The sequence below is a fragment of the Pseudomonas putida genome (assembly GCF_001636055.1).
Taxonomy (GTDB): Bacteria; Pseudomonadota; Gammaproteobacteria; order Pseudomonadales; family Pseudomonadaceae; genus Aquipseudomonas; species Aquipseudomonas machongensis.
Genome location: NZ_CP011789.1, coordinates 1,808,075 through 1,828,230 on the forward strand (window position 1 = coordinate 1,808,075; position 20,156 = coordinate 1,828,230).

Here is a 20,156-nt window from a genome sequence, read left to right on the forward strand (position 1 = left end):
TGCCTCGTGCCGCTGCGGTTGCAGCGCGGTATACTGCGCGACCATTCGAGGAGGGCCCCATGGTCGAACAAACTGAACTCAACCGGCTTTTCTGGCACAGCCGCCGCGGCATGCTGGAGCTGGACGTGCTGCTCGTCCCCTTCACTCAAGAGGTCTACCCGAACCTGAGCGAAGCGGATCGCGAACTGTACCGCCGCCTGTTGACCTGCGAGGACCAGGACATGTTCGGCTGGTTCATGGAGCGTAACGAATCCGAAGACCCTGAGCTGCAGCGCATGGTCCGCATCATCCTGGACCGTGTCCAGCCCAAGTGAGTGCTTCGAGTGCCGTTGGCAAGGCTCGCGCCTGCTGCTGACGGCCTATCTTTGCGGGCAGGCGCTGGCGCTCGCCACCCTGTGGTTAGTCGAGTTGCCCTGGTGGTTGGCAGCTTGTGCACTGATTGGCTGCCTCGCCCATGCCTGCTGGGTGATTCCCCGCCGTATCCTTCTGACTCACCCCGATGCCGTGACTGGCTTGCGCCGTGATGCGCGTGGCTGGCAGGCGTTCAGCCGTGCCTGTGGCTGGGAGCGGATAAGGTTGTGTCGTGACAGCGTCGCGCTGCCGGGGATAGTGGTGTTGCGCTTCATGCGCGAGGGGCGGTGGGTTGCCCAGAGTCAGTGCATTCCAAGGGATGCGCTGACGGCGGATGAGCACCGACGGCTGCGTGTGCGCTTGAAGTTCAGCCGGCGCCGGTGGGTGATGGCGCCAGAGTGAGGTGAGAGTTGCCGACCTCCTCGCGGGCAAGTCGCCAAAGGCGAAGAGGTCGGCGCCAGGCTCAGGTCGGGCTGAGTACCGTATCCCTGGCCTCATCCAGCATCCCCGGATAATCCAGGGTGTAGTGCAGTCCACGGCTTTCCTTGCGCCGCATCGCCGAGCGAATCATCAGCTCGGCCACCTGCGCCAGGTTGCGCAGCTCGATCAGGTCGCGGCTGACCTTGTAGTTGCTGTAGAACTCGTCGATTTCGTCGAGCAGCAGACGCACCCGGTGCTCGGCGCGCTGCAGGCGCTTGCTGGTGCGCACGATGCCCACGTAGTCCCACATGAATCGCCGCAGTTCGTCCCAGTTGTGCGCGATGATCACGTCCTCATCCGAATCGGTGACCTGGCTGGCATCCCAACAAGGCAGGGCTTGTGGCCTGCTGACTTCGTCCAGGTGCGCCTCGATGTCCGCTGCCGCCGCACGCCCGTAGACGAAGCACTCCAGCAGCGAGTTGCTGGCCATGCGGTTGGCGCCGTGCAGGCCAGTGAAACTGGTTTCGCCGATGGCGTACAGGCCCGGCACGTCGGTGTGCCCGCGCTCATCGACCATCACGCCGCCGCACGTGTAGTGGGCTGCGGGTACCACGGGGATTGGCTGTCGCGTGATGTCGATGCCGAAGGTCAGGCAGCGTTCGTAGACCGTGGGGAAGTGGCTCTTGATGAACTCGACAGGTTTGTGGGTGATATCCAGGTACACGCAGTCCACGCCCAGGCGTTTCATTTCGTGGTCGATGGCGCGGGCGACGATATCCCGTGGCGCCAACTCTTCACGTGGGTCGAAGCGCGGCATGAAACGCTCGCCGTTGGGCAGGCGCAGCAGTGCGCCTTCGCCGCGCAGGGCCTCGGTGATCAGGAAACTCTTGGCTTGCGGGTGGTACAGGCAGGTGGGGTGGAACTGGTTGAACTCAAGATTCGCCACCCGACAGCCAGCGCGCCAGGCCATGGCAATGCCATCACCGCAGGCGCCATCGGGGTTGCTGGTGTAGAGATAGACCTTGGCTGCACCGCCTGTCGCCAATACCGTGAAGCGTGCGCCGAAGGTGTCTACCTCGCCGCTGTTGCGGTCGAGCACGTAGGCGCCCAGGCAGCGGTCGCCGGGCAGGCCCAGACGCCGCTCGGTGATCAGGTCCACGGCCACACGCTGTTCGAGCAGGTCGATGTTCGGGCGCTGGCGGGCCTGTTCCAGAAGCGTGGTGAAGATCGCGGCGCCCGTGGCATCGGCGGCATGGATGATGCGGCGGTGGCTGTGACCGCCTTCACGGGTGAGGTGGAACTCGAAGCCGCCGTCGTCGACGCCGTGGTGTTCGTCGCGCGTGAAGGGCACGCCCTGCTCGATCAGCCACTCGATGGCTTCGCGGCTGTGCTCGACGGTGAAGCGCACGGCGTCTTCATGGCACAGGCCTGCGCCTGCATTGAGCGTGTCCTCGACGTGTGACTGCACCGTGTCGGTGTCGTCCAGTACTGCGGCGACACCGCCCTGGGCCCAGAAGGTAGAGCCATTGGCGAGGTCGCCCTTGCTCAGTACGGCAACGCGCAGGTGGCTGGGAAGGTTCAGTGCCAGGCTGAGACCAGCGGCGCCACTGCCGATCACCAGGACATCATGTTGGAATTGTTGGCTCATGTCGGGACACTAGTAACTAGGGAAGGGGAGCGGCACAATAGGCATGCGTATATGGCATTGTGAAACTATTGGAAAAGTGCCGGGATGCCTTTATAGCAGCCCCCGGCGTCGGATTTCCAATGGCGGTTGCGCAGGCGCGGCGACTTTGTGGGAACTTTCCAGCACCCCTGCAAATCTCAAGAAGGCTGCCCGTCTGCCACGATTGCCGAGGCGATGCAGGACAGCAGCTCTACCCGGGCTGAAACCTGTGTATTCGAAACACCGATTATCGACGCAGCCGGCTGCGACCGCGCTGTGTCTTTTTCGTGCGAGCCGACCAGAGGCCGCAGGAAACTTGCTTGGAGGGGAGAACTTTTGCGCAAAGCCCGAGTCTATGGTTGCAAGCCTGAACGATGGCTGTCGCAACGCTCCTTTGAGTTCACTGAGGAGTGTTCATGCTAACCCAGGAAGAGGATCAGCAGCTTGTCGAGCGCGTGCAGCGCGGTGACAGGCGAGCGTTCGATCTGTTGGTGCTGAAGTATCAGCACAAGATTCTCGGGTTGATCGTGCGTTTTGTACACGACACCCATGAAGCGCAGGACGTGGCACAGGAAGCGTTCATCAAGGCCTATCGTGCGCTTGGCAACTTCCGCGGTGACAGTGCGTTCTACACGTGGCTGTACCGCATCGCCATCAACACGGCGAAGAATTACCTGGTGTCCCGTGGAAGACGGCCGCCAGACAGCGATGTGAGCTCCGAGGATGCGGAGTTCTATGACGGCGATCATGGTCTCAAGGATCTCGAGTCCCCAGAGCGCTCGTTGTTGCGGGATGAAATCGAAGGCACTGTCCATCGCACCATCCAGCAACTGCCCGAAGACCTGCGCACGGCATTGACCCTGCGCGAGTTCGACGGACTGAGTTACGAAGACATTGCGAGTGTCATGCAATGTCCGGTGGGTACCGTGCGCTCTCGAATCTTCCGCGCTCGGGAGGCCATAGACAAAGCCCTGCAACCCTTGTTGCAGGAAACCTGAGACAGCGGCGACAGCCAAGAGAGGAACCGCCATGAGTCGTGAAGCTTTGCAGGAATCGCTGTCCGCGGTAATGGATAACGAAGCGGACGAACTGGAATTACGTCGCGTGCTGAACGCGGTCGATGATGCCGAGACCCGTGCCACCTGGTCGCGTTACCAGGTCGCTCGCGCAGCCATGCACAAGGAACTGCTGCTGCCCAAGCTCGACATCGCCTCGGCCGTTTCGGCTGCGCTGGCCGATGAAGCCGTACCGGTCAAGGCCAAGCGTGGCCCGTGGCGCAGCATTGGCCGCCTGGCCGTTGCCGCCTCGGTGACCGTCGCTGTGCTGGCAGGTGTACGCCTGTACAACCAGGACGAGATCAACGGTGCGCAACTCGCTTCGCAGCAACCTGTGCAGCAGGGCATCATCGTGCCACAGGCTCAGGGCCCAGCCGTTCTGGCAGGCTATAGTGAAAGCAGTGAGCAACCGACCGGTCCGATGGCCAACGGTGTGCTGCAGAATCAGGCTGGCTGGGATCAGCGTCTGCCCGGTTATCTGCGCCAGCACGCTCAGGAGTCTGCGCTGAAGGGCACCGAAACCGCTCTGCCTTATGCCCGCGCCGCCAGCCTGGAAAATCGCTAAGTAAGGAGGCTCATGCGCGCGCTACCTCTTCTGTCGCTGCTGCTCGGCAGTTGCATGACGGTGCCGGTATTGGCGGCCAACTCTTCGCCCGAGGCGAGCGAGTGGCTTAACAAGCTGGCACAGGCCGAGCAAGGGCAGAGTTACCAGGGTTCTTTCGTCTACGAACGTAACGGCAGTTTTTCTTCCCACGATATCTGGCATCGAGTCCAGGACGGCAAGGTCAGCGAGCGGCTGTTGCAGCTTGATGGCGCCGCCCAGGAAATCGTGCGGGTCAATGGCAAGGTGCAGTGCGTCAGTGGTTCCCTGGTCAGCGGGGTCGGTACACCGCCCGATTCCGCCCCGCGTTTACTCGATCCTTTGAAGCTGATGAGCTGGTACGACCTGGGTGTGGCTGGCAAGGCCCGAATCGCCGGGCGCGACGCGGTGATCGTCACGCTCACGCCACGCGACCAGCACCGCTACGCCTTTGAGCTTCACCTGGATCGCCAGACCGGCCTGCCGCTGCGTTCGTTGATGCTGAACGACAAGGGGCAGTTGCTTGAGCGCTTCCAGATGACCCGCCTGGACACCGATGATGTGCCGACCGATCGCGACCTGCAGGCCAGTGCCGCGTGCAAGCCGGTGGAACGTCTTGCGGCGACCCAGTCCGAAACAGTCGCTGGCTGGCGTTCCGATTGGCTGCCGCCAGGCTTCGAATTGGTCAATAGTGCCGTGCGCCGTGATCCGGAACGCAACAGTACCGTCAGTAGCCTGATGTACGACGATGGGCTGGCGCGTTTTTCGGTCTTTCTCGAGCCGATCAAGGAAGACGCCGGTACCGATACCCGTGCGCAACTGGGGCCGACTGTCGCTGTTTCGCGGCATCTGAACACGCCCAAGGGCAAGGTCATGGTGACCGTGGTCGGAGAGATTCCGCTGGGCACTGCCGAGCGTGTGGCCTTGTCGATGCGCGCCCAGGATGTCCAGGCACGGCAATGACCGTCGCAGACCCTTCCTACAAGCTGCTAGGCATGCAACTGACATGAAATTAAAGCATTGTCATTTGCAATCAACTGGTAAATTTCCTATAGGTCAGACTCCCTGGAGTCTGGCCTTTCCTGCATCTGCAGGGGCCCTTCTGCTAACTACGCTCGTTGTGACGGGAGCCGTATGTCAATACCACGCTTGAAAACCTACCTATCGATGTTCGCCGCCGTGCTGATGCTCGGCCAGGTGCTCACCGCCCAGGCCGAAGAAGCCCTGCCGGATTTCACCACCCTGGTCGAGCAGGCCTCGCCGGCAGTGGTCAACATCAGTACCAAGCAAAAGCTGCCGGACCGTCGCGTGGCCGCTGGGCAGATGCCCGATCTGGAAGGCCTGCCGCCGATGTTCCGCGAGTTTTTCGAGCGCAACATGCCGCAGCAGCCGCGTTCCCCGCGTGGCGGCGACCGCCAGCGTGAAGCGCAGTCCTTGGGCTCGGGCTTCATCATTTCCAGTGATGGTTATGTCCTGACCAACAACCATGTGGTCGCCGACGCCGACGAAATCATCGTCCGCCTGTCCGACCGCAGCGAGTTGCAGGCCAAGCTGGTCGGCACCGACCCGCGCACCGACGTGGCGCTGCTCAAGGTCGATGGCAAGAATCTGCCGACCGTCAAACTGGGCGATTCCGAGAAGCTGAAGGTCGGTGAGTGGGTGCTGGCCATTGGCTCGCCATTCGGCTTCGATCATTCGGTGACCAAAGGTATCGTCAGCGCCAAGGGGCGCACCTTGCCCAACGACACCTATGTGCCGTTCATCCAGACCGACGTCGCGATCAACCCGGGTAACTCCGGCGGCCCGCTGTTCAACATGAAGGGCGAGGTCGTAGGTATCAACTCGCAGATCTTCACCCGCTCCGGCGGTTTCATGGGCCTGTCGTTCGCCATCCCGATCGACGTGGCGATCGATGTCTCGAACCAGTTGAAGAAAGACGGCAAGGTCAGTCGCGGCTGGCTCGGCGTGGTGATCCAGGAAGTGAACAAGGACCTGGCTGAATCCTTCGGGCTCGACAAGCCTGCCGGCGCCCTGGTGGCCCAGGTGCTGGAAAACGGTCCTGCGGCCAAGGGCGGCCTGCAGGTCGGTGACGTGATCCTGAGCATGAACGGCCAGCCGATCATCATGTCCGCAGACCTGCCACACCTGGTCGGCGGTCTCAAGGATGGCCAGAAAGCCAAGCTCGAAATCATTCGCGAAGGCAAGCGCCAGACCCTGGACATCACTGTCGGCGCACTCCCTGAAGACGATGCCGACATTGGCACCGGTGGTCAGGCCGGCGTGGAGCGCAACAGCAACCGCCTGGGCGTCTCCGTCGCCGACCTCAGCGACGAGCAGAAGAAGTCGCTCGAGCTCAAGGGCGGCGTGGTCATCAAGGAGGTTCAGGATGGTCCGGCTGCCCTGATTGGCCTGCGTCCGGGCGACGTCATCAGCCATCTGAACAACCAGGCGATCAGCTCGGCCAAGCAATTCACCGAGATCGCCAAGGACCTGCCGAAGAATCGTTCGGTATCGATGCGTGTGCTGCGACAAGGGCGCGCCAGCTTCATCACCTTCAAGTTGGCTGAATAGGCTGAGTGAAGGGTAGGAAAGGGCAGCTTCGGCTGCCCTTTTTCATGAGCGTGTCATGATTTTCTGTGGGAACATCAGCGAGCCGAGCAAATTCATGTCGCATTTGCAGGTGTGCGTGGCGATAGAGGAATCTCCCATATCCCTCCGGCTTGAGGTACAATTCCCGGCTATTTTTCCGCGGGCGTCCGGCTCGCAGCCTTTTCGAGTGTTGACCCGTGAGTGATTTGAGTCATATCCGCAATTTCTCCATCATCGCCCACATCGACCATGGCAAGTCGACGCTGGCCGACCGTTTCATCCAGATGTGCGGTGGCCTGACGGCGCGCGAAATGGAAGCCCAGGTCCTCGACTCCATGGACCTCGAGCGTGAACGCGGTATCACCATCAAGGCCCACAGCGTCACCCTGCATTACAAGGCGCAGGACGGCAAAACCTACCAGTTGAACTTCATCGATACCCCCGGCCACGTCGACTTCACCTATGAAGTCTCGCGCTCGCTGGCGGCGTGCGAGGGCGCGTTGCTGGTGGTCGATGCCGGCCAGGGCGTCGAGGCGCAATCGGTCGCCAACTGCTACACCGCCATCGAGCAGGGCCTCGAGGTCATGCCGGTACTGAACAAGATGGACCTGCCCCAGGCCGATCCGGACCGCGTCAAGGACGAGATCGAGAAGATCATCGGCATCGACGCCACCGATGCCGTGGCCTGCAGTGCCAAGAGCGGCATGGGCGTGGACGAGGTGCTCGAGCGCCTGGTACAGACCATCCCCGCGCCGGAAGGCGAGATCGACGCACCCTTGCAGGCGCTGATCATCGACTCCTGGTTCGACAACTACCTGGGCGTCGTGTCGCTGGTGCGTGTGCGCCAGGGCCGGGTCAAGAAGGGCGACAAGATCCTGGTCAAGTCCACCGGCAAGGTGCACCTGGTCGACAGCGTCGGCGTCTTCACCCCGAAACACACCGCCACCGCCGATCTCAAGGCCGGTGAAGTGGGCTTCATCATCGCCAGCATCAAGGACATTCATGGCGCGCCGGTCGGCGACACCCTGACGCTGTCCTCGACCCCTGAGGTCGAAGTGCTGCCAGGCTTCAAGAAGATCCAGCCGCAGGTGTACGCCGGCCTGTTCCCGGTCAGTTCCGACGATTTCGAGGACTTCCGCGACGCCCTGCAGAAGCTGACGCTCAACGACTCGTCGCTGCAGTACATGCCGGAAAGCTCCGATGCACTGGGCTTCGGCTTCCGTTGCGGCTTCCTCGGCATGCTGCACATGGAGATCATCCAGGAGCGCCTGGAGCGCGAATACGACCTGGACCTGATCACCACGGCACCAAGCGTGATCTACGAGCTGGAGCTCAAGACCGGCGAAACCATTGTCGTCGACAACCCGTCGAAGCTGCCGGATGTCTCGGCGGTCGCCGATTTCCGCGAGCCGATCGTCACCGCGACCATCCTCGTGCCGCAGGAGCACCTGGGCAACGTCATCACCCTGTGCATCGAGAAGCGTGGCGTTCAGCGTGACATGCAGTTCCTCGGCAGCCAGGTGCAGGTGCGCTACGACATGCCGATGAACGAAGTGGTGCTGGACTTCTTCGACCGTCTCAAATCCACCAGTCGCGGCTACGCCTCGCTGGACTATCATTTCGATCGCTACCAGTCGGCCAACCTGGTCAAGCTGGACGTGCTGATCAACGGCGACAAGGTCGATGCCCTGGCATTGATCGTGCATCGTGACAACGCGGCCTACAAAGGTCGTGCGTTGACCGAGAAGATGAAGGAACTGATTCCTCGGCAGATGTTCGACGTGGCGATCCAGGCAGCTATCGGCGGCCAGATCATTGCGCGGACCACTGTCAAGGCGCTCAGAAAGAACGTACTGGCTAAGTGCTATGGCGGTGACGTCAGCCGTAAGAAGAAACTGCTGGAGAAGCAGAAGGCCGGTAAGAAACGCATGAAGCAGGTGGGCAACGTGGAGATCCCACAGGAAGCCTTCCTCGCTGTGCTCAGGTTGGATAGCTAGGTCCTATGTCGCTAAATTTCCCGCTGTTGCTAGTCATCGCCGTTGCTGTCTGCGGTCTGTTGGGTCTGATCGATCTGCTGTTCCTGGCCCCGCGCCGGCGAGCGGCGATCGCCAACTACCAGGGCAGCGTCAGCCAGCCCGAAGTTGCGGTGGTCGAACGCCTGAACAAGGAGCCGTTGCTGGTCGAGTACGGCAAGTCGTTCTTCCCGGTGTTGTTCATCGTGCTGGTGCTGCGCTCGTTCCTGGTCGAACCCTTCCAGATCCCGTCGGGATCCATGAAGCCGACCCTGGAAGTGGGCGACTTCATCCTGGTGAACAAGTTCTCCTACGGCATCCGCCTGCCGGTGATCGACAAGAAGGTCATCGAGGTCGGTGACCCGCAGCGCGGGGACGTCATGGTGTTCCGCTACCCGAGCGACCCGAACGTCAACTACATCAAGCGTGTGGTTGGCCTGCCGGGCGACCGGATCCGCTACACCAACGAGAAGCACCTGTACGTCAACGACCAACTGGTCGCCGAGCAACTGGTGGGCACCGAAGCCGGATCGTTGGGCAGTGCCGAGCTGTACAAGGAGAAGCTGGGCGAAGCCGAGCACCTGATCCGCAAGGAGATGAGCCGCTACCGCATGCCGCCTGACCAGCAGTGGACCGTGCCTGCCGGGCATTACTTCATGATGGGCGACAACCGCGACAACTCCAACGACAGCCGCTACTGGGACGATCCGAGCATCCCGCGCGAGCTGCAGGGCATGGTCCCGGACCGCAACATCGTCGGCAAGGCCTTCGCAGTCTGGATGAGCTGGCCCGAGCCCAAGCTCAGCCACTTCCCCAACCTGTCGCGGGTCGGCCTGATCCATTGATACCCTTCGGCGCTGTCAACAGACAGCGCCGAATGCATTTCTGACATAGGCTGTGTTCTCAGGGATGGGTAAATTCGCCGCTGCACGTCGGCGTGACACAGCCAAACAGTCTTTCAGGATGTTGATTTGAACGCGTTTAACAACGAAGGGGTGGCTGCATGAGCGCTTCCCTCGAACGCCTGGAGCGCAAGCTCGGCTATACCTTCAAAAACCAGGATCAGATGCTCCTGGCACTCACGCATCGCAGTTATGCCGGGCGCAACAACGAGCGCCTGGAGTTTCTCGGTGATGCGATTCTCAACTTCGTGGCGGGCGAGGCGCTGTTCGAGCGCTTCCCCCAGGCTCGCGAAGGCCAGTTGTCGCGCCTGCGCGCACGGCTGGTCAAGGGTGAGACCCTCGCCCGCCTGGCCCGCGGCTTCGACCTGGGCGATTATCTGCGCCTGGGCTCGGGCGAACTCAAGAGCGGTGGTTTTCGCCGTGAGTCCATTCTTGCCGATGCACTCGAAGCGCTGATCGGGGCGATCTATCTGGACGCCGACATGCAGACCGCCCGCGAGCGCATTCTCGCCTGGCTGGCCGGCGAGTTCGATGGGTTGACGCTGGTCGACACCAACAAAGACCCCAAGACCCGGCTGCAGGAGTATCTGCAGTCGCGTGCCTGCGAACTGCCGCGCTACGAAGTGGTGGATATCCAGGGCGAACCACATTGCCGCACCTTCTTCGTCGAATGCGAAGTGGTGCTGCTGAACAACAAGAGCCGTGGTCAGGGCGTGAGCCGGCGTATCGCCGAGCAGGTCGCCGCTGCCGCCGCACTGATCGCCTTGGGCGTGGAGAATGGCAATGACTGAGAACAATCCGACCCGCTGCGGTTACGTGGCCATCGTCGGCCGCCCCAACGTGGGCAAGTCCACGCTGCTCAACCACATCCTCGGGCAGAAGCTGGCGATCACTTCGCGCAAGCCGCAGACCACCCGTCACAACATGCTCGGCATCAAGACCGAAGGTGATGTGCAGGCGATCTACGTCGACACCCCCGGTATGCACAAGGCCAACGACAAGGCCTTGAACCGCTACATGAACCGCAACGCCTCGGCAGCGCTCAAGGATGTCGACGTGGTGATCTTCGTGGTCGACCGCACTCGCTGGACCGACGAGGACCAGTTGGTGCTCGAGCGTGTGCAGTACGTCACCGGCCCGCTCATCATCGCGGTCAACAAGACCGACCGCATGGAAGAGAAGGCCGAGTTGATCCCGCACCTGCAGTGGTTGCAGGAGCAACTGCCGAACGCCGAAGTGATGCCGATCTCGGCTCAGCAGGGGCACAATCTGGACGCCCTGGAAGCCCAGATCGCCAAGCACCTGCCGGAAAACGATCACTTCTTCCCGGAAGACCAGATCACCGACCGCAGCAGCCGCTTCCTGGCAGCCGAACTGGTACGCGAGAAAATCATGCGCCAGCTCGGCGCCGAGCTGCCGTACCAGATCACCGTCGAGATCGAAGAATTCAAACAGCAGGGGCATGTGTTGCACATCCACGCCCTGATCCTGGTCGAGCGTGACGGCCAGAAAAAGATCATCATCGGCGATAAGGGCGAGCGTATCAAACGCATTGGTTCCGAGGCTCGCAAGGACATGGAGGTGTTGTTCGACTCCAAGGTCATGCTCAACCTCTGGGTCAAGGTCAAGGGCGGCTGGTCCGATGACGAACGCGCCCTGCGTTCGCTGGGTTACGGCGACCTCTAAGCCTCGCCGCGCGCCTTGTAGGAGCGGGCTTGCCCGCGAACACAGGCAACGCCTGTGCCATGCATCCACGGTGCCTGGGCTGGCCTCTTCGCGGGCAAGCCCGCTCCTACAGGTGTGCGCTTTGCCTGAGACCGAGTAACCGCTCATGGACCAACCCACCCCGCAACCCGCCTACGTCCTGCACAGCCGCGCCTACAAGGAAACCAGCGCGTTGGTGGACTTCTTTACCGCCCAAGGCCGTGTGCGGGCGGTGTTGCGGCGCGCGCGGGGCAAGGGCGGTAGCCCGGTGCGACCCTTCGTGCCGCTGGAAGTCGAGTTACGCGGGCGGGGCGAGTTGAAGAACGTCGGTCGGTTGGATACGGTCGGCCTTGCCGGGTGGCTGCACGGCGACGCGCTGTTCAGTGGTCTGTATCTCAACGAGTTGCTGATGCGCCTGCTGCCTGCCGAAGCGCCGTTTCCTGCCCTGTTCGAGCATTACACCCTGACCCTCGAGGCGCTGGCTGCCGGCCGCCCGCTGGAGCCGCTGCTGCGCGCCTTCGAATGGCGTCTGCTGGACGAGCTGGGCTATGCCTTCTCGCTGACCCACGACGTGAACGATGATGCGGTCGTCGCCGAGGGGCGCTATCGGCTCCAGGTGGACGCCGGGCTGGAGCGGGTCGAGCTGTTTCAGCCTGGGCTGTTCAGTGGTGCGGAGCTGTTGGCCCTGGCCGATGCCGACTGGGATGCCCCGGGCGCGCTGCTTGCGGCCAAGCGCCTGATGCGTCAGGCGCTGGCCGTTCACCTGGGGCCCAAGCCACTGGTCAGCCGGGAACTGTTTCGCAAGCGTTGAGCACGTCGTATGCTGTGGGGCTCAATCTTCAGGAGAGCCTTTCGTGACTCACAGCAACCGCATGCTTCTCGGCGTCAACATCGATCACGTGGCCACTCTGCGCCAGGCCCGGGGCACCCGCTATCCGGACCCGGTCAAGGCCGCGCTGGACGCCGAGGAAGCGGGTGCCGACGGTATTACCGTGCATTTGCGCGAAGACCGCCGGCACATCCAGGAGCGTGATGTGCTGCTGCTCAAGGACGTGCTGCAAACGCGCATGAACTTCGAGATGGGCGTCACCGAAGAGATGATGCTTTTCGCCGAGAAGATCCGCCCGGCACACATCTGCCTGGTGCCCGAGACCCGCCAGGAGCTGACCACCGAAGGTGGCCTGGACGTGGCAGGCCAGGAGGCGCGGATCAAGGCTGCAGTAGAGCGCCTGGCGCGCACCGGCGCCGAGGTGTCGCTGTTCATCGATGCCGACGAGCGGCAGATCGAGGCGTCGCGTCGCGTGGGCGCGCCGGCCATCGAGTTGCATACTGGTCGCTATGCCGATGCACAGACCCCGACCGAGGTAGCCGAGGAGCTCAAGCGTATCGTCGACGGCGTGGCCTTTGGCGTGGGGCAGGGGCTGATCGTCAATGCCGGGCATGGCCTGCACTACCATAACGTAGAAGCAGTGGCGGCGATCAAGGGGATCAATGAGCTGAACATCGGCCATGCCCTGGTGGCCCATGCACTGTTCGTCGGCTTCAAGGCGGCGGTGGCAGAAATGAAGGCCTTGATCGTGGCGGCTTCGCGTTGATATTGGGGCGGCCTCGCGGGCTTGCTCGCGAAGCCGCCGCCATCACTCGGCCTGAAACACCAGGCTGAACCGAGTCGGTCCTTGCGCTGCGCTGCTGACCTCGACCCGGCCTCCATGCAGTTGCATGATCGATTTCACGATCGCCAGCCCCAGCCCTGTGCCACCCTCCAGGCGCGAGCGACCACAGCCGGCCCGGTAGAAGCGCTCGAACAGATGCGCCAGGTGCGCCTCGTCAATCCCCGCGCCCTGGTTCTGCACCCACAACCAGACCTGGTCCTGGCGCCGCTCGATCCCCAGTTCGATCACCTGGCCCTGTGGGCTATGGCGGATGGCGTTGCTCAGCAGATTCGACAGCGCTCGCTGGAACATCAATCGGTCGGCCAAGGCCGTGCCCCAGCCGTGTGCCCGTAGCTCGATTCCTTTCAGTTCGGCGCTGAGGCCGAACAGCTCCATCACCCGTGCGGTTTCATCGGCCAGGGACAGTGGCTTGAGCATGGCCAGTGCCTGGGGTTGGCTGACCTGGGCCAGGAACAGCATGTCATTGATGATGCGGTTCAGGCGGGTGAGCTCCTCGACGCTGTCCTCCAGCGCCTCGCGGTAGCGGTTGCCGTCGCGCTCGCGGGACAAGGTCACCTGGGCCTTGCCCATCAGGTTGCCGATGGGGGTGCGCAATTCGTGGGCCAGGTCGTCGGAGAACTGCGACAGCTGGCGAACACCCTGGTCGAGGCGATCGAGCATGATGTTGATGCTGCCGGCCAGCTCCGCCAGTTCCTGGGGCAGGCCACTGGTCGGCAGGCGATGCGCCAGGTCGTGCGCGCAGATCTGCCCGGCGATGCGGCGGAATCGGCGTAGGGGGGCGAGCCCACGCTGCACCAGTTTCCAGGCACCGATGCCGATCAGCAGCAAGAGTATCGGCAGCGCCAGCAAGGTCGAGTTCAGGTAGGCCTGGAGCAGCGCATTGTCGTCGGCGCGGTCCAGCGACATCATTACTCGCACCGGCTGGTCGTCGCGCAGGCGCATCAACTGGGTGACGGTGAGGATCTGCCGCCCATCGCTGTCACGCCATTGCGTGAAGCTTGGCTGCTGGCCCGCGGGTAGCTGGCGCAACGCCTGCGCCTCCAGTGCTGGGCCCAGGCTCAGCAGCGACGGGTGCCGTCCATTGATCGCCAGCACATTGAGACTGAGGTTGTCGTGCCCCATCACCAGGTCGAGCAAGGGATGAGCGCGGGCGCCAAGGTCGTCGCTGCGCAGGTCCACCCGCAGGTTGTGCTCGACTTGCAGCATCTTGCGCGCCAGGTCGCGACGGGCGCGGCTGTCCAGCTCGTGGTCGAGGGCAAACACTGCCAGGCAGGCCAGCAGCAGTACCAGCGCGGCGCCCATCAGGGTGACCGAAAGCCCGAGGCGCAGCGACAGGGTACGGCCCTTCACGCGCGTGCCTCGAGTACGTACCCCACGCCGCGCAAGGTGTGTATGAGCTTGTGCTCGAAAGGGTCGTCGATCTTGGCCCGCAGACGGCGGATCGACACCTCGACCACATTGGTGTCGCAATCGAAGTTCATGTCCCACACCAGCGAGATGATTTGCGTGCGTGAGAGCACCTCGCCGCTCTGGCGCATCAGCAGATGCAGCAGGGTGAACTCCTTGGCGGTCAGGTCGATGCGCTGGCCGCCGCGCCAGGCGCGATGACGGCCGGGATCGAGTTCGAGGTCGGCGACCTTCAGGGTGTCTGGTTGCAGATGCTGGTCGTTGCGCCGCAGCAGGCTGCGGATTCGCGCCAGCAGTTCCGGAAACTCGAAAGGCTTGAGCAGATAGTCGTCGGCGCCCAGGTCCAGGCCCTTGACCCGGTCGGCCAGGCGACCGTGGGCGGTGAGCATCATGATCCGAGTCGACGATTCGGCGCGCAGGCGCTGCAGCACGCCCCAGCCATCGAGCTCGGGCAGATTGACGTCGAGGATTACCAGGTCGTAGCTGTGATTGCGCGCGAGGTGCAGGCCGTCGGTGCCCGTGTATGCGCAATCGACAACGTAGCCGTTTTCGCGTAGGCCCTGCTGCAGGTAGTCGGCGGTACGGGGTTCGTCCTCGATGATCAATAGGCGCATGGCGGGCTCTGTGAGGTGGAAAGGGCGCGATTCTCAAGCCTGTAGGGGCTTTAGGGTCAAGCTGCAGGATGTTACGGCATGAGAATGCGTTGTCGGCGCAGATAACCGATTTGTAATGCGGGCGTCATCTGGCTGCCTGTTCGGGTCCCTTCGCTTGGGAACACAGCCCGCAGGACCACATTGCAAGACTGTAATGCCAGGCTCACCTTGGCGTTAGCTGCCGCTGGCTAGGATGGCGCTGTCTGAACGGTGATCATGAGGCAAGCACGATGAACCTGATCAAATATCTGCTGCTGGCGACCCTTGCCATGGGCAGCACCAGCGTTTTCGCCGAAGGTGGCGCGGAGCGTTCACAGCAGTTCGTGGAGACCTTTCTCAAGGAGCAGGAGCGCCTGTTCGGCGACCGGCAGCAAGTGCTGGTCAAACGTGAGCGCCAGGCGCAGGAGACGGCCCGTGAGGTAGCCAAGGACTAGCGGTAGTGAGGCACCGGCTCTGCGACAGCTCCTCGCTGCTGGTGAACTTGGGCGCCCCTCGGGGCGCTTTTTTTATTTGCGTGCCAGCAGCGTGGCGCGGCGGGGGGCCGGGAGGCCTTCGATGGTCTTGCTGTGGTCGTTCGGGTCGAGGAAATCGGCCAGCGACTGATAACGCATCCAGTCGGTGCTGCGCTGCTCCTCGACGCTGGTGACGCTCACATCCACGCAGCGTACATCGCTGAAGCCGGCGCGGCGCAGCCAGCGCTCCAGCGCGGGTACCGACGGCAGGAACCAGACGTTGCGCATCTGTGCGTAGCGGTCCTCGGGCACCAGCACGTGCTGCTCATCGCCCTCGACCACCAAGGTTTCCAGCACCAGCTCCCCGCCTTTGACCAGGCAGTCCTTGAGCGCCAGCAAATGCTCGATGGGGGATCGACGGTGATAGAACACGCCCATCGAGAACACGGTGTCGAAGCCTTCGAGGTTGGCGGGCAATTCTTCCAGGGCGAAGGGCAGGTGCCAGGCGGGCAGGTCTGGCAGGTATTTTTGCACCGCCTGGAACTGGCAGAAGAACAGCCAGTTCGGGTCGACACCGACCACCATGTCGGCACCAGCGCCGAGCATGCGCCACTGGTAGTAGCCGTTGCCGCAGCCGACATCGAGCACGCGTTTGCCCTTGAGGTTCAGGTGCGGACCGACCCGCGACCACTTCCAGTCCGAGCGCCATTCGGTGTCCACGTGCACACCGAACAGGTCGAACGGCCCCTTGCGCCACGGCGAAAGCCCCATCAGCGCCTTGTGTACCTGAGCACGGGTGGCGTCATCGCAGTTGCTGTCCAGGCGCAACCCGTCGAGCAGGTCGATTCTCTCGGGTGTGAGGTCTGGCAGCGCATCCAGGGCGCCGCGCCAGCGCTCGAGGTCGCCATGGCCCTTCTCCAGCTTGGTGTCGAGTTGTGCTTGCAGCCCCAGGGACCAGGAAGCCAGTGGCGTGCCCGCAAGACGGCGGACGAGGGGAGACAGATCAATCATGGCAGGGCTATCAGCGAGGCGAAATTGAGGCATTGGAACCAGGGTATGACTTTCGAGAAGCCGGCGGAGTGGAGGCGCTCCTGGTGGGCTTGCAGGGTGTCGGGCTTCATCACGTGCTCGATGGCGCTGCGCTTCTGGGCGATTTCCAGATCGCTGTAGCCATTGGCACGCTTGAAGTCCAGGTGCAGGTCGTTGAGCAGGTCCTGTTCCTGTACGTCGTCGAAGCGCAGTTTCTCGGACAGGATCAGCGCGCCACCTGGCAGCAGCGCTTGGTGAATGCGCGCGAGCAGGGCCAGGCGCTGCTCAGGGGCAATGAACTGCAGGGTGAAGTTCATCGCCACCACGGAGGCGGGCTCGAAGGGCAGGGCAAGGATGTCGGCTTCGATCACCTGCACTGGCTGCAGTTCCTGGAACATCGAGTCCTGTGCGGTGAGGTACTGGCGGCAGCGTTCGACCATGGCTGCTGAGTTGTCTACCGCAATCACCCGGCAACCGTCGTGGCGCACATGGCGGCGCAGCGACTGGGTCACTGCGCCCAGCGAGGCGCCAAGATCGTACAGCGCGGTGTGTGGTTGAGCGAAGCGTGCGGCGAGCACGCCGAGGTTCTCGACGATGGTCGGGTAGCCGGGTACCGAGCGCTTGATCATGTCCGGGAACACACGCACCACGTCCTCGTTGAAGACGAAGTCGGGCACCTGCTCCAGGGGTTGGGCGAAAAGGCGGTCGGGGTCTTGGCTCACAGTGGGCTCGGGGAACAGACAAAGGCGACATTCTAGCCAAGCCATGCGGTGCTGCATACCGGCGGCCAGTGATCGGCGGGTCTGGGAAGAAAGTGGTGACTCGAAAGTGCTGTATTTCTGCCAAGTGGAAGCGAATTGGATGTCACCGGGCCAAGCCTAGAGCCACGGAAGACGAGGTGGGCGCGACGTATGGTGAGGCCTGCTCTGCGCTGTACTGGCGGAGCACCTCATCCGACCCTCAAAGGACGATCATTATGGAAGTGCTAGAGAATGAGTCGTTAGCAACTCTCGACCCGCAGCAGAAAGCAGAGCTGATACCTCTGCAATACATCGAGACGATCAGTGATCCGATAAAAACAGAGCAGCAACCTGGGTTGATCTTCAGCCGCGAAAACCTGCTGGTGATCAAACGCTACGTCAAGGCCGTGGATTCGTTTCCGGGCGCATCGGAGCCAATCAGCGAGTGGATCGACTTCGTGAAGCTGGGCGTGGATGGCGAGGGGGTTAGTAGTTTTATCTCCGACTTGAACCAGCATGCCGAAGGGTGGGAGCCATTAGAGCGCGAAACTCAAGCCCTTAGCGTGAAACTGGAAAATTTCGCGCAGACGTTCGCCACCGAAGGCGCGCTGCTCGTGAGTGAAATCCGCAGTATGCACGGCAATAGTCTCTCCGATATCGAGGATGCGGTGTTGGAGCAACTGGAGACAGTACCGCTTGATGAAAACGAACGTACGCTTAAGGCTGAATCCATCCACGGCGCGATCGAGGATATCAAAGAGCTGATCGACAGGATATCGAAGGATATTGATCAGGTTCAAACGCGTGCAGATCGCTTCTATAAGGATGTCGAAGATACTTTGCTGCCAAAGTTGGCAGGGCTGGATTCGACGCTTGACATTGCCGGTGCCGGCGAGAGGGCAGCAGCGCTTGCAGACAGCTTGCGAGTATTGGACGAGGAAATCGAGTATCACTCTTCGGTCATTTCCGGCTTCACGGGCTTTACCCTGTTTGGGCTGACATTTTCCCCCCTGGGGGTTGGGCTAACTTACTCGCTGTTCGGTGATCTGGCAAAGCGTGCGAAACAAAATAAGCAGAACCTGCAGCAACGTCGCGAAGAGTTGGTGATGGAGATGCAATCGTTTACCCCGCAGTTGGCGAACCTGGCCACACTGTCGGGTCTGCTCAATGACATCAAGGGCCGACTCAAAGAGGTCAATACGGCCGCCTGGAACTTGCGCTACGTTATCCGCACCTTGAGTGACCATACAAAAGTCTCGACTGAGGAACTTGACCTGCTCGATACCCATGTCAGCGTGGAACGATTTGCGCGTCGGATCGATCGTGTGGTTCGCCCGTGGCACAAGATTGGCAATATTTCGCACGAGTTGGCATTGATTTTTAACGACGTCATGAAAAGTTTTAATCAGGAGGATTGATATGGATATTAGCAGCCCGATACTTGTGAAGTACCCCGATGTGTCTGCAATGCGATTGATGCAAGGTGAAATTTCCAAGTTTGTAAATATGAAGGCAAAACATCTGAGCTCGTCCATCCGGGAGAACGTCTCGGATTTGCTGAGGCTGCTCAGGGAGTGCGACGCTCAAATGAAAGACCAGGTATTGAGTGCCACGCTCAATCTTGCGCACCAGAATTGGTCGGAGATAAATGCCGCAGCCGTGAGTTCGCAAAATGGCCAGAACCAAGGCATCAAGAAAGATATCGAAGACGAGCTGGTGCGTCTGCGGGGTCGCTTGAAGGCGTCGTTGCAGGTGTTGAACCAACGAGTCAGCGCAATACAGGTTTATCGCCTGTCGGAATTGGAGGAGCGCCGTTCACAGCTGGCAGGGACCAAGGAACGTATACAAGCCAGTGTCGACCACCTGCTGGAAGTGGTTGCAGGCATGGAGCGTCAAAAGAACGAGCTGGACCAGATCATCAAGACGTTCGAAGTGCCAACGCTGTTCAGTATTATCAAGGGCATGATTCCGACAGAGGAGGAAGTGGACCTGTTGTTGAGCAGCATCAAGAACCCCACGGTGAGCCCTGAACTGGTGAAGGCAGCCGTCAAGAAGTTCGAGGCCAATCTGGATGTCATAGGCGAAGGACGCAAGTTCTCGGATCTTGTGTCAGCCCGGGCGACGTGTGTCGGGCAGATTGCCGAACAGCGACAGGCATTGTCGTCGTTGCAGAGTTTGTTGCAACAGGCTGTTCAAGAACATGACGAACTGGTCACTGCTGGCAATGTCGACAGTTGGCGTGATCGCTGGGTACTGGAAGCCCAAAAGCTGACGACGACTTGGCAGAGTCATCAGGCTGCTGCAGAACAGGCGACTGAATTGGGCTCGCTCGGCAATGCCCTCATGGCGTTGTCCGTCTACCTGGCGGAGGTTCGCCGCAACTTCGAGACCGTCTGAGCGCATGCATCGCTCCAGGTTTCAACGTACGGTTATCTGGCATTCGAAGGTTTGTACGGGCGCGACTTCAGGGGCCCAGGGTTGTTGGTAGATCAGGGCCAGCGTGGCAGTACCCTCGGCCTTGGCCTGGAAGCGCCAGTTTGACAGGCCTGCACTGCCGACGATACCGGCCTCTTCCGGAGTGCTGTAGACCTCTGGCCCCAGGCTGCGTAGTACGCTTGAGGCTGGGTCCTTGAGCGTCCAGCGATAGCCGGTGGAAGGGTTGCTGGCCAGCGACAGCGATAGAGTCTGACCGACTTGCAGGCGCTTCGGACATTCGCTGTCGGCATCCAGCTCGACGGTTTGCCGCGGTTGCTGCGCGCAGGCAGCGAGCAAGCTGAGACTCAAGGGGAGCAGCAGGCGGGAGAGGGTCATGGTGGCTCCTGAGGCGGACGATGGCCTGAGGATAACCGATGCGCTTGTGTATGTGGGCTCTGAGGGGCCATCGCGGGCTTGCCCTGCGATGGCCCCTCGGAGCCCTGTGTTT

General features: G+C 61.7%; 21 protein-coding genes. 15 read left to right on the forward strand and 6 right to left on the reverse strand.

Going from position 1 to position 20,156, the window contains the following annotated elements:
- Positions 1-59: 59 nt before the first annotated feature.
- Complete coding sequence (locus AB688_RS08325; protein ID WP_054891841.1) at positions 60-314, forward strand: succinate dehydrogenase assembly factor 2; 255 nt, start codon at positions 60-62, stop codon at positions 312-314.
- Positions 298-753: a protein YgfX gene (locus AB688_RS26105; RefSeq protein ID WP_081255208.1), complete on the forward strand. Its 456-nt coding sequence runs from the start codon at positions 298-300 to the stop codon at positions 751-753. The genes AB688_RS08325 and AB688_RS26105 overlap by 17 nt, the downstream gene beginning before the upstream one ends.
- Positions 754-814: 61 nt before the next feature.
- Here the strand turns inward: AB688_RS26105 and nadB are convergent, their stop codons facing one another.
- Positions 815-2,419: an L-aspartate oxidase gene (gene nadB / locus AB688_RS08330; protein WP_063543376.1), complete on the reverse strand. Its 1,605-nt coding sequence runs from the start codon at positions 2,417-2,419 to the stop codon at positions 815-817.
- A 434-nt stretch (positions 2,420-2,853) separates the two neighbouring features.
- Between nadB and rpoE the strand changes: the two genes are divergently transcribed.
- The 10 genes from rpoE (at position 2,854) to pdxJ (ending at position 12,874) form a co-directional block, all read left to right on the forward strand.
- The gene (gene rpoE, locus AB688_RS08335; RefSeq protein WP_003252049.1) at positions 2,854-3,435 is read left to right on the forward strand and encodes an RNA polymerase sigma factor RpoE; all 582 of its coding nucleotides are present in this window, start codon (positions 2,854-2,856) and stop codon (positions 3,433-3,435) included.
- A 31-nt stretch (positions 3,436-3,466) separates the two neighbouring features.
- Positions 3,467-4,057, forward strand: coding sequence for a sigma-E factor negative regulatory protein (locus tag AB688_RS08340; protein ID WP_063543378.1), 591 nt, complete (start codon positions 3,467-3,469; stop codon positions 4,055-4,057).
- A 12-nt stretch (positions 4,058-4,069) separates the two neighbouring features.
- Positions 4,070-5,035: a MucB/RseB C-terminal domain-containing protein gene (locus tag AB688_RS08345; protein WP_063543380.1), complete on the forward strand. Its 966-nt coding sequence runs from the start codon at positions 4,070-4,072 to the stop codon at positions 5,033-5,035.
- A 204-nt stretch (positions 5,036-5,239) separates the two neighbouring features.
- Positions 5,240-6,643: a DegQ family serine endoprotease gene (locus tag AB688_RS08350; protein WP_371264425.1), complete on the forward strand. Its 1,404-nt coding sequence runs from the start codon at positions 5,240-5,242 to the stop codon at positions 6,641-6,643.
- A gap of 215 nt (positions 6,644-6,858) precedes the next feature.
- A complete protein-coding gene (gene lepA / locus AB688_RS08355; RefSeq protein ID WP_054891836.1) occupies positions 6,859-8,658 on the forward strand; it encodes a translation elongation factor 4 in 1,800 nt (599 codons plus the stop codon).
- A gap of 5 nt (positions 8,659-8,663) precedes the next feature.
- Positions 8,664-9,518: a signal peptidase I gene (gene lepB, locus AB688_RS08360; protein WP_054891835.1), complete on the forward strand. Its 855-nt coding sequence runs from the start codon at positions 8,664-8,666 to the stop codon at positions 9,516-9,518.
- 158 nt (positions 9,519-9,676) lie between these two features.
- Positions 9,677-10,366 (forward strand): ribonuclease III, encoded by a 690-nt coding sequence (gene rnc / locus AB688_RS08365; RefSeq protein ID WP_054891834.1) that lies wholly within the window; start codon positions 9,677-9,679, stop codon positions 10,364-10,366.
- Complete coding sequence (gene era, locus AB688_RS08370) at positions 10,359-11,261, forward strand: GTPase Era (protein WP_054891833.1); 903 nt, start codon at positions 10,359-10,361, stop codon at positions 11,259-11,261. Before rnc ends, era begins: the two co-directional genes overlap by 8 nt.
- A 145-nt stretch (positions 11,262-11,406) precedes the next feature.
- The gene (gene recO / locus AB688_RS08375) at positions 11,407-12,090 is read left to right on the forward strand and encodes a DNA repair protein RecO (RefSeq protein ID WP_063543382.1); all 684 of its coding nucleotides are present in this window, start codon (positions 11,407-11,409) and stop codon (positions 12,088-12,090) included.
- A gap of 61 nt (positions 12,091-12,151) precedes the next feature.
- Positions 12,152-12,874 carry a pyridoxine 5'-phosphate synthase gene (gene pdxJ / locus AB688_RS08380; protein ID WP_232233620.1) on the forward strand — a complete coding sequence of 241 codons (723 nt, stop codon included), beginning with the start codon at positions 12,152-12,154 and terminating at the stop codon, positions 12,872-12,874.
- A 42-nt stretch (positions 12,875-12,916) separates the two neighbouring features.
- Here the strand turns inward: pdxJ and AB688_RS08385 are convergent, their stop codons facing one another.
- Together AB688_RS08385 and AB688_RS08390 are read right to left on the reverse strand one after the other, a co-directional pair.
- On the reverse strand, positions 12,917-14,302 hold the full coding sequence (locus tag AB688_RS08385) for a heavy metal sensor histidine kinase (RefSeq protein ID WP_063543386.1): 1,386 nt from the start codon (positions 14,300-14,302) through the stop codon (positions 12,917-12,919).
- Positions 14,299-14,973, reverse strand: coding sequence for a heavy metal response regulator transcription factor (locus AB688_RS08390; RefSeq protein ID WP_054891829.1), 675 nt, complete (start codon positions 14,971-14,973; stop codon positions 14,299-14,301). The genes AB688_RS08385 and AB688_RS08390 overlap by 4 nt, the downstream gene beginning before the upstream one ends.
- Positions 14,974-15,242: 269 nt before the next feature.
- On the opposite strand from AB688_RS08390, the gene AB688_RS08395 reads away from it, so the two are divergent.
- Positions 15,243-15,446, forward strand: a complete 204-nt coding sequence (locus tag AB688_RS08395; RefSeq protein WP_063543388.1) for a hypothetical protein — start codon at positions 15,243-15,245, stop codon at positions 15,444-15,446.
- 72 nt (positions 15,447-15,518) lie between these two features.
- On the opposite strand, the gene cmoB is transcribed toward AB688_RS08395, so the two are convergent.
- Positions 15,519-16,475 (reverse strand): tRNA 5-methoxyuridine(34)/uridine 5-oxyacetic acid(34) synthase CmoB, encoded by a 957-nt coding sequence (gene cmoB / locus AB688_RS08400; RefSeq protein ID WP_063543390.1) that lies wholly within the window; start codon positions 16,473-16,475, stop codon positions 15,519-15,521.
- The gene (cmoA, locus tag AB688_RS08405; protein ID WP_063543392.1) at positions 16,472-17,215 is read right to left on the reverse strand and encodes a carboxy-S-adenosyl-L-methionine synthase CmoA; all 744 of its coding nucleotides are present in this window, start codon (positions 17,213-17,215) and stop codon (positions 16,472-16,474) included. Before cmoA ends, cmoB begins: the two co-directional genes overlap by 4 nt.
- A 254-nt stretch (positions 17,216-17,469) precedes the next feature.
- Here cmoA and AB688_RS08410 point away from each other — a divergent pair, with 254 nt between their 5' ends.
- Positions 17,470-18,651, forward strand: a complete 1,182-nt coding sequence (locus AB688_RS08410; RefSeq protein ID WP_063543394.1) for an alpha-xenorhabdolysin family binary toxin subunit A — start codon at positions 17,470-17,472, stop codon at positions 18,649-18,651.
- Position 18,652: 1 nt separating this feature from the next.
- A complete protein-coding gene (locus AB688_RS08415) occupies positions 18,653-19,630 on the forward strand; it encodes an alpha-xenorhabdolysin family binary toxin subunit B (protein WP_063543396.1) in 978 nt (325 codons plus the stop codon).
- A gap of 21 nt (positions 19,631-19,651) precedes the next feature.
- Here AB688_RS08415 and AB688_RS08420 read toward each other — a convergent pair whose 3' ends face one another.
- Entirely contained in the window at positions 19,652-20,044 is a 393-nt protein-coding gene (locus tag AB688_RS08420) for a protease inhibitor I42 family protein (RefSeq protein WP_054891823.1), read from the reverse strand.
- Between the last annotated feature and the right edge of the window lie 112 nt (positions 20,045-20,156).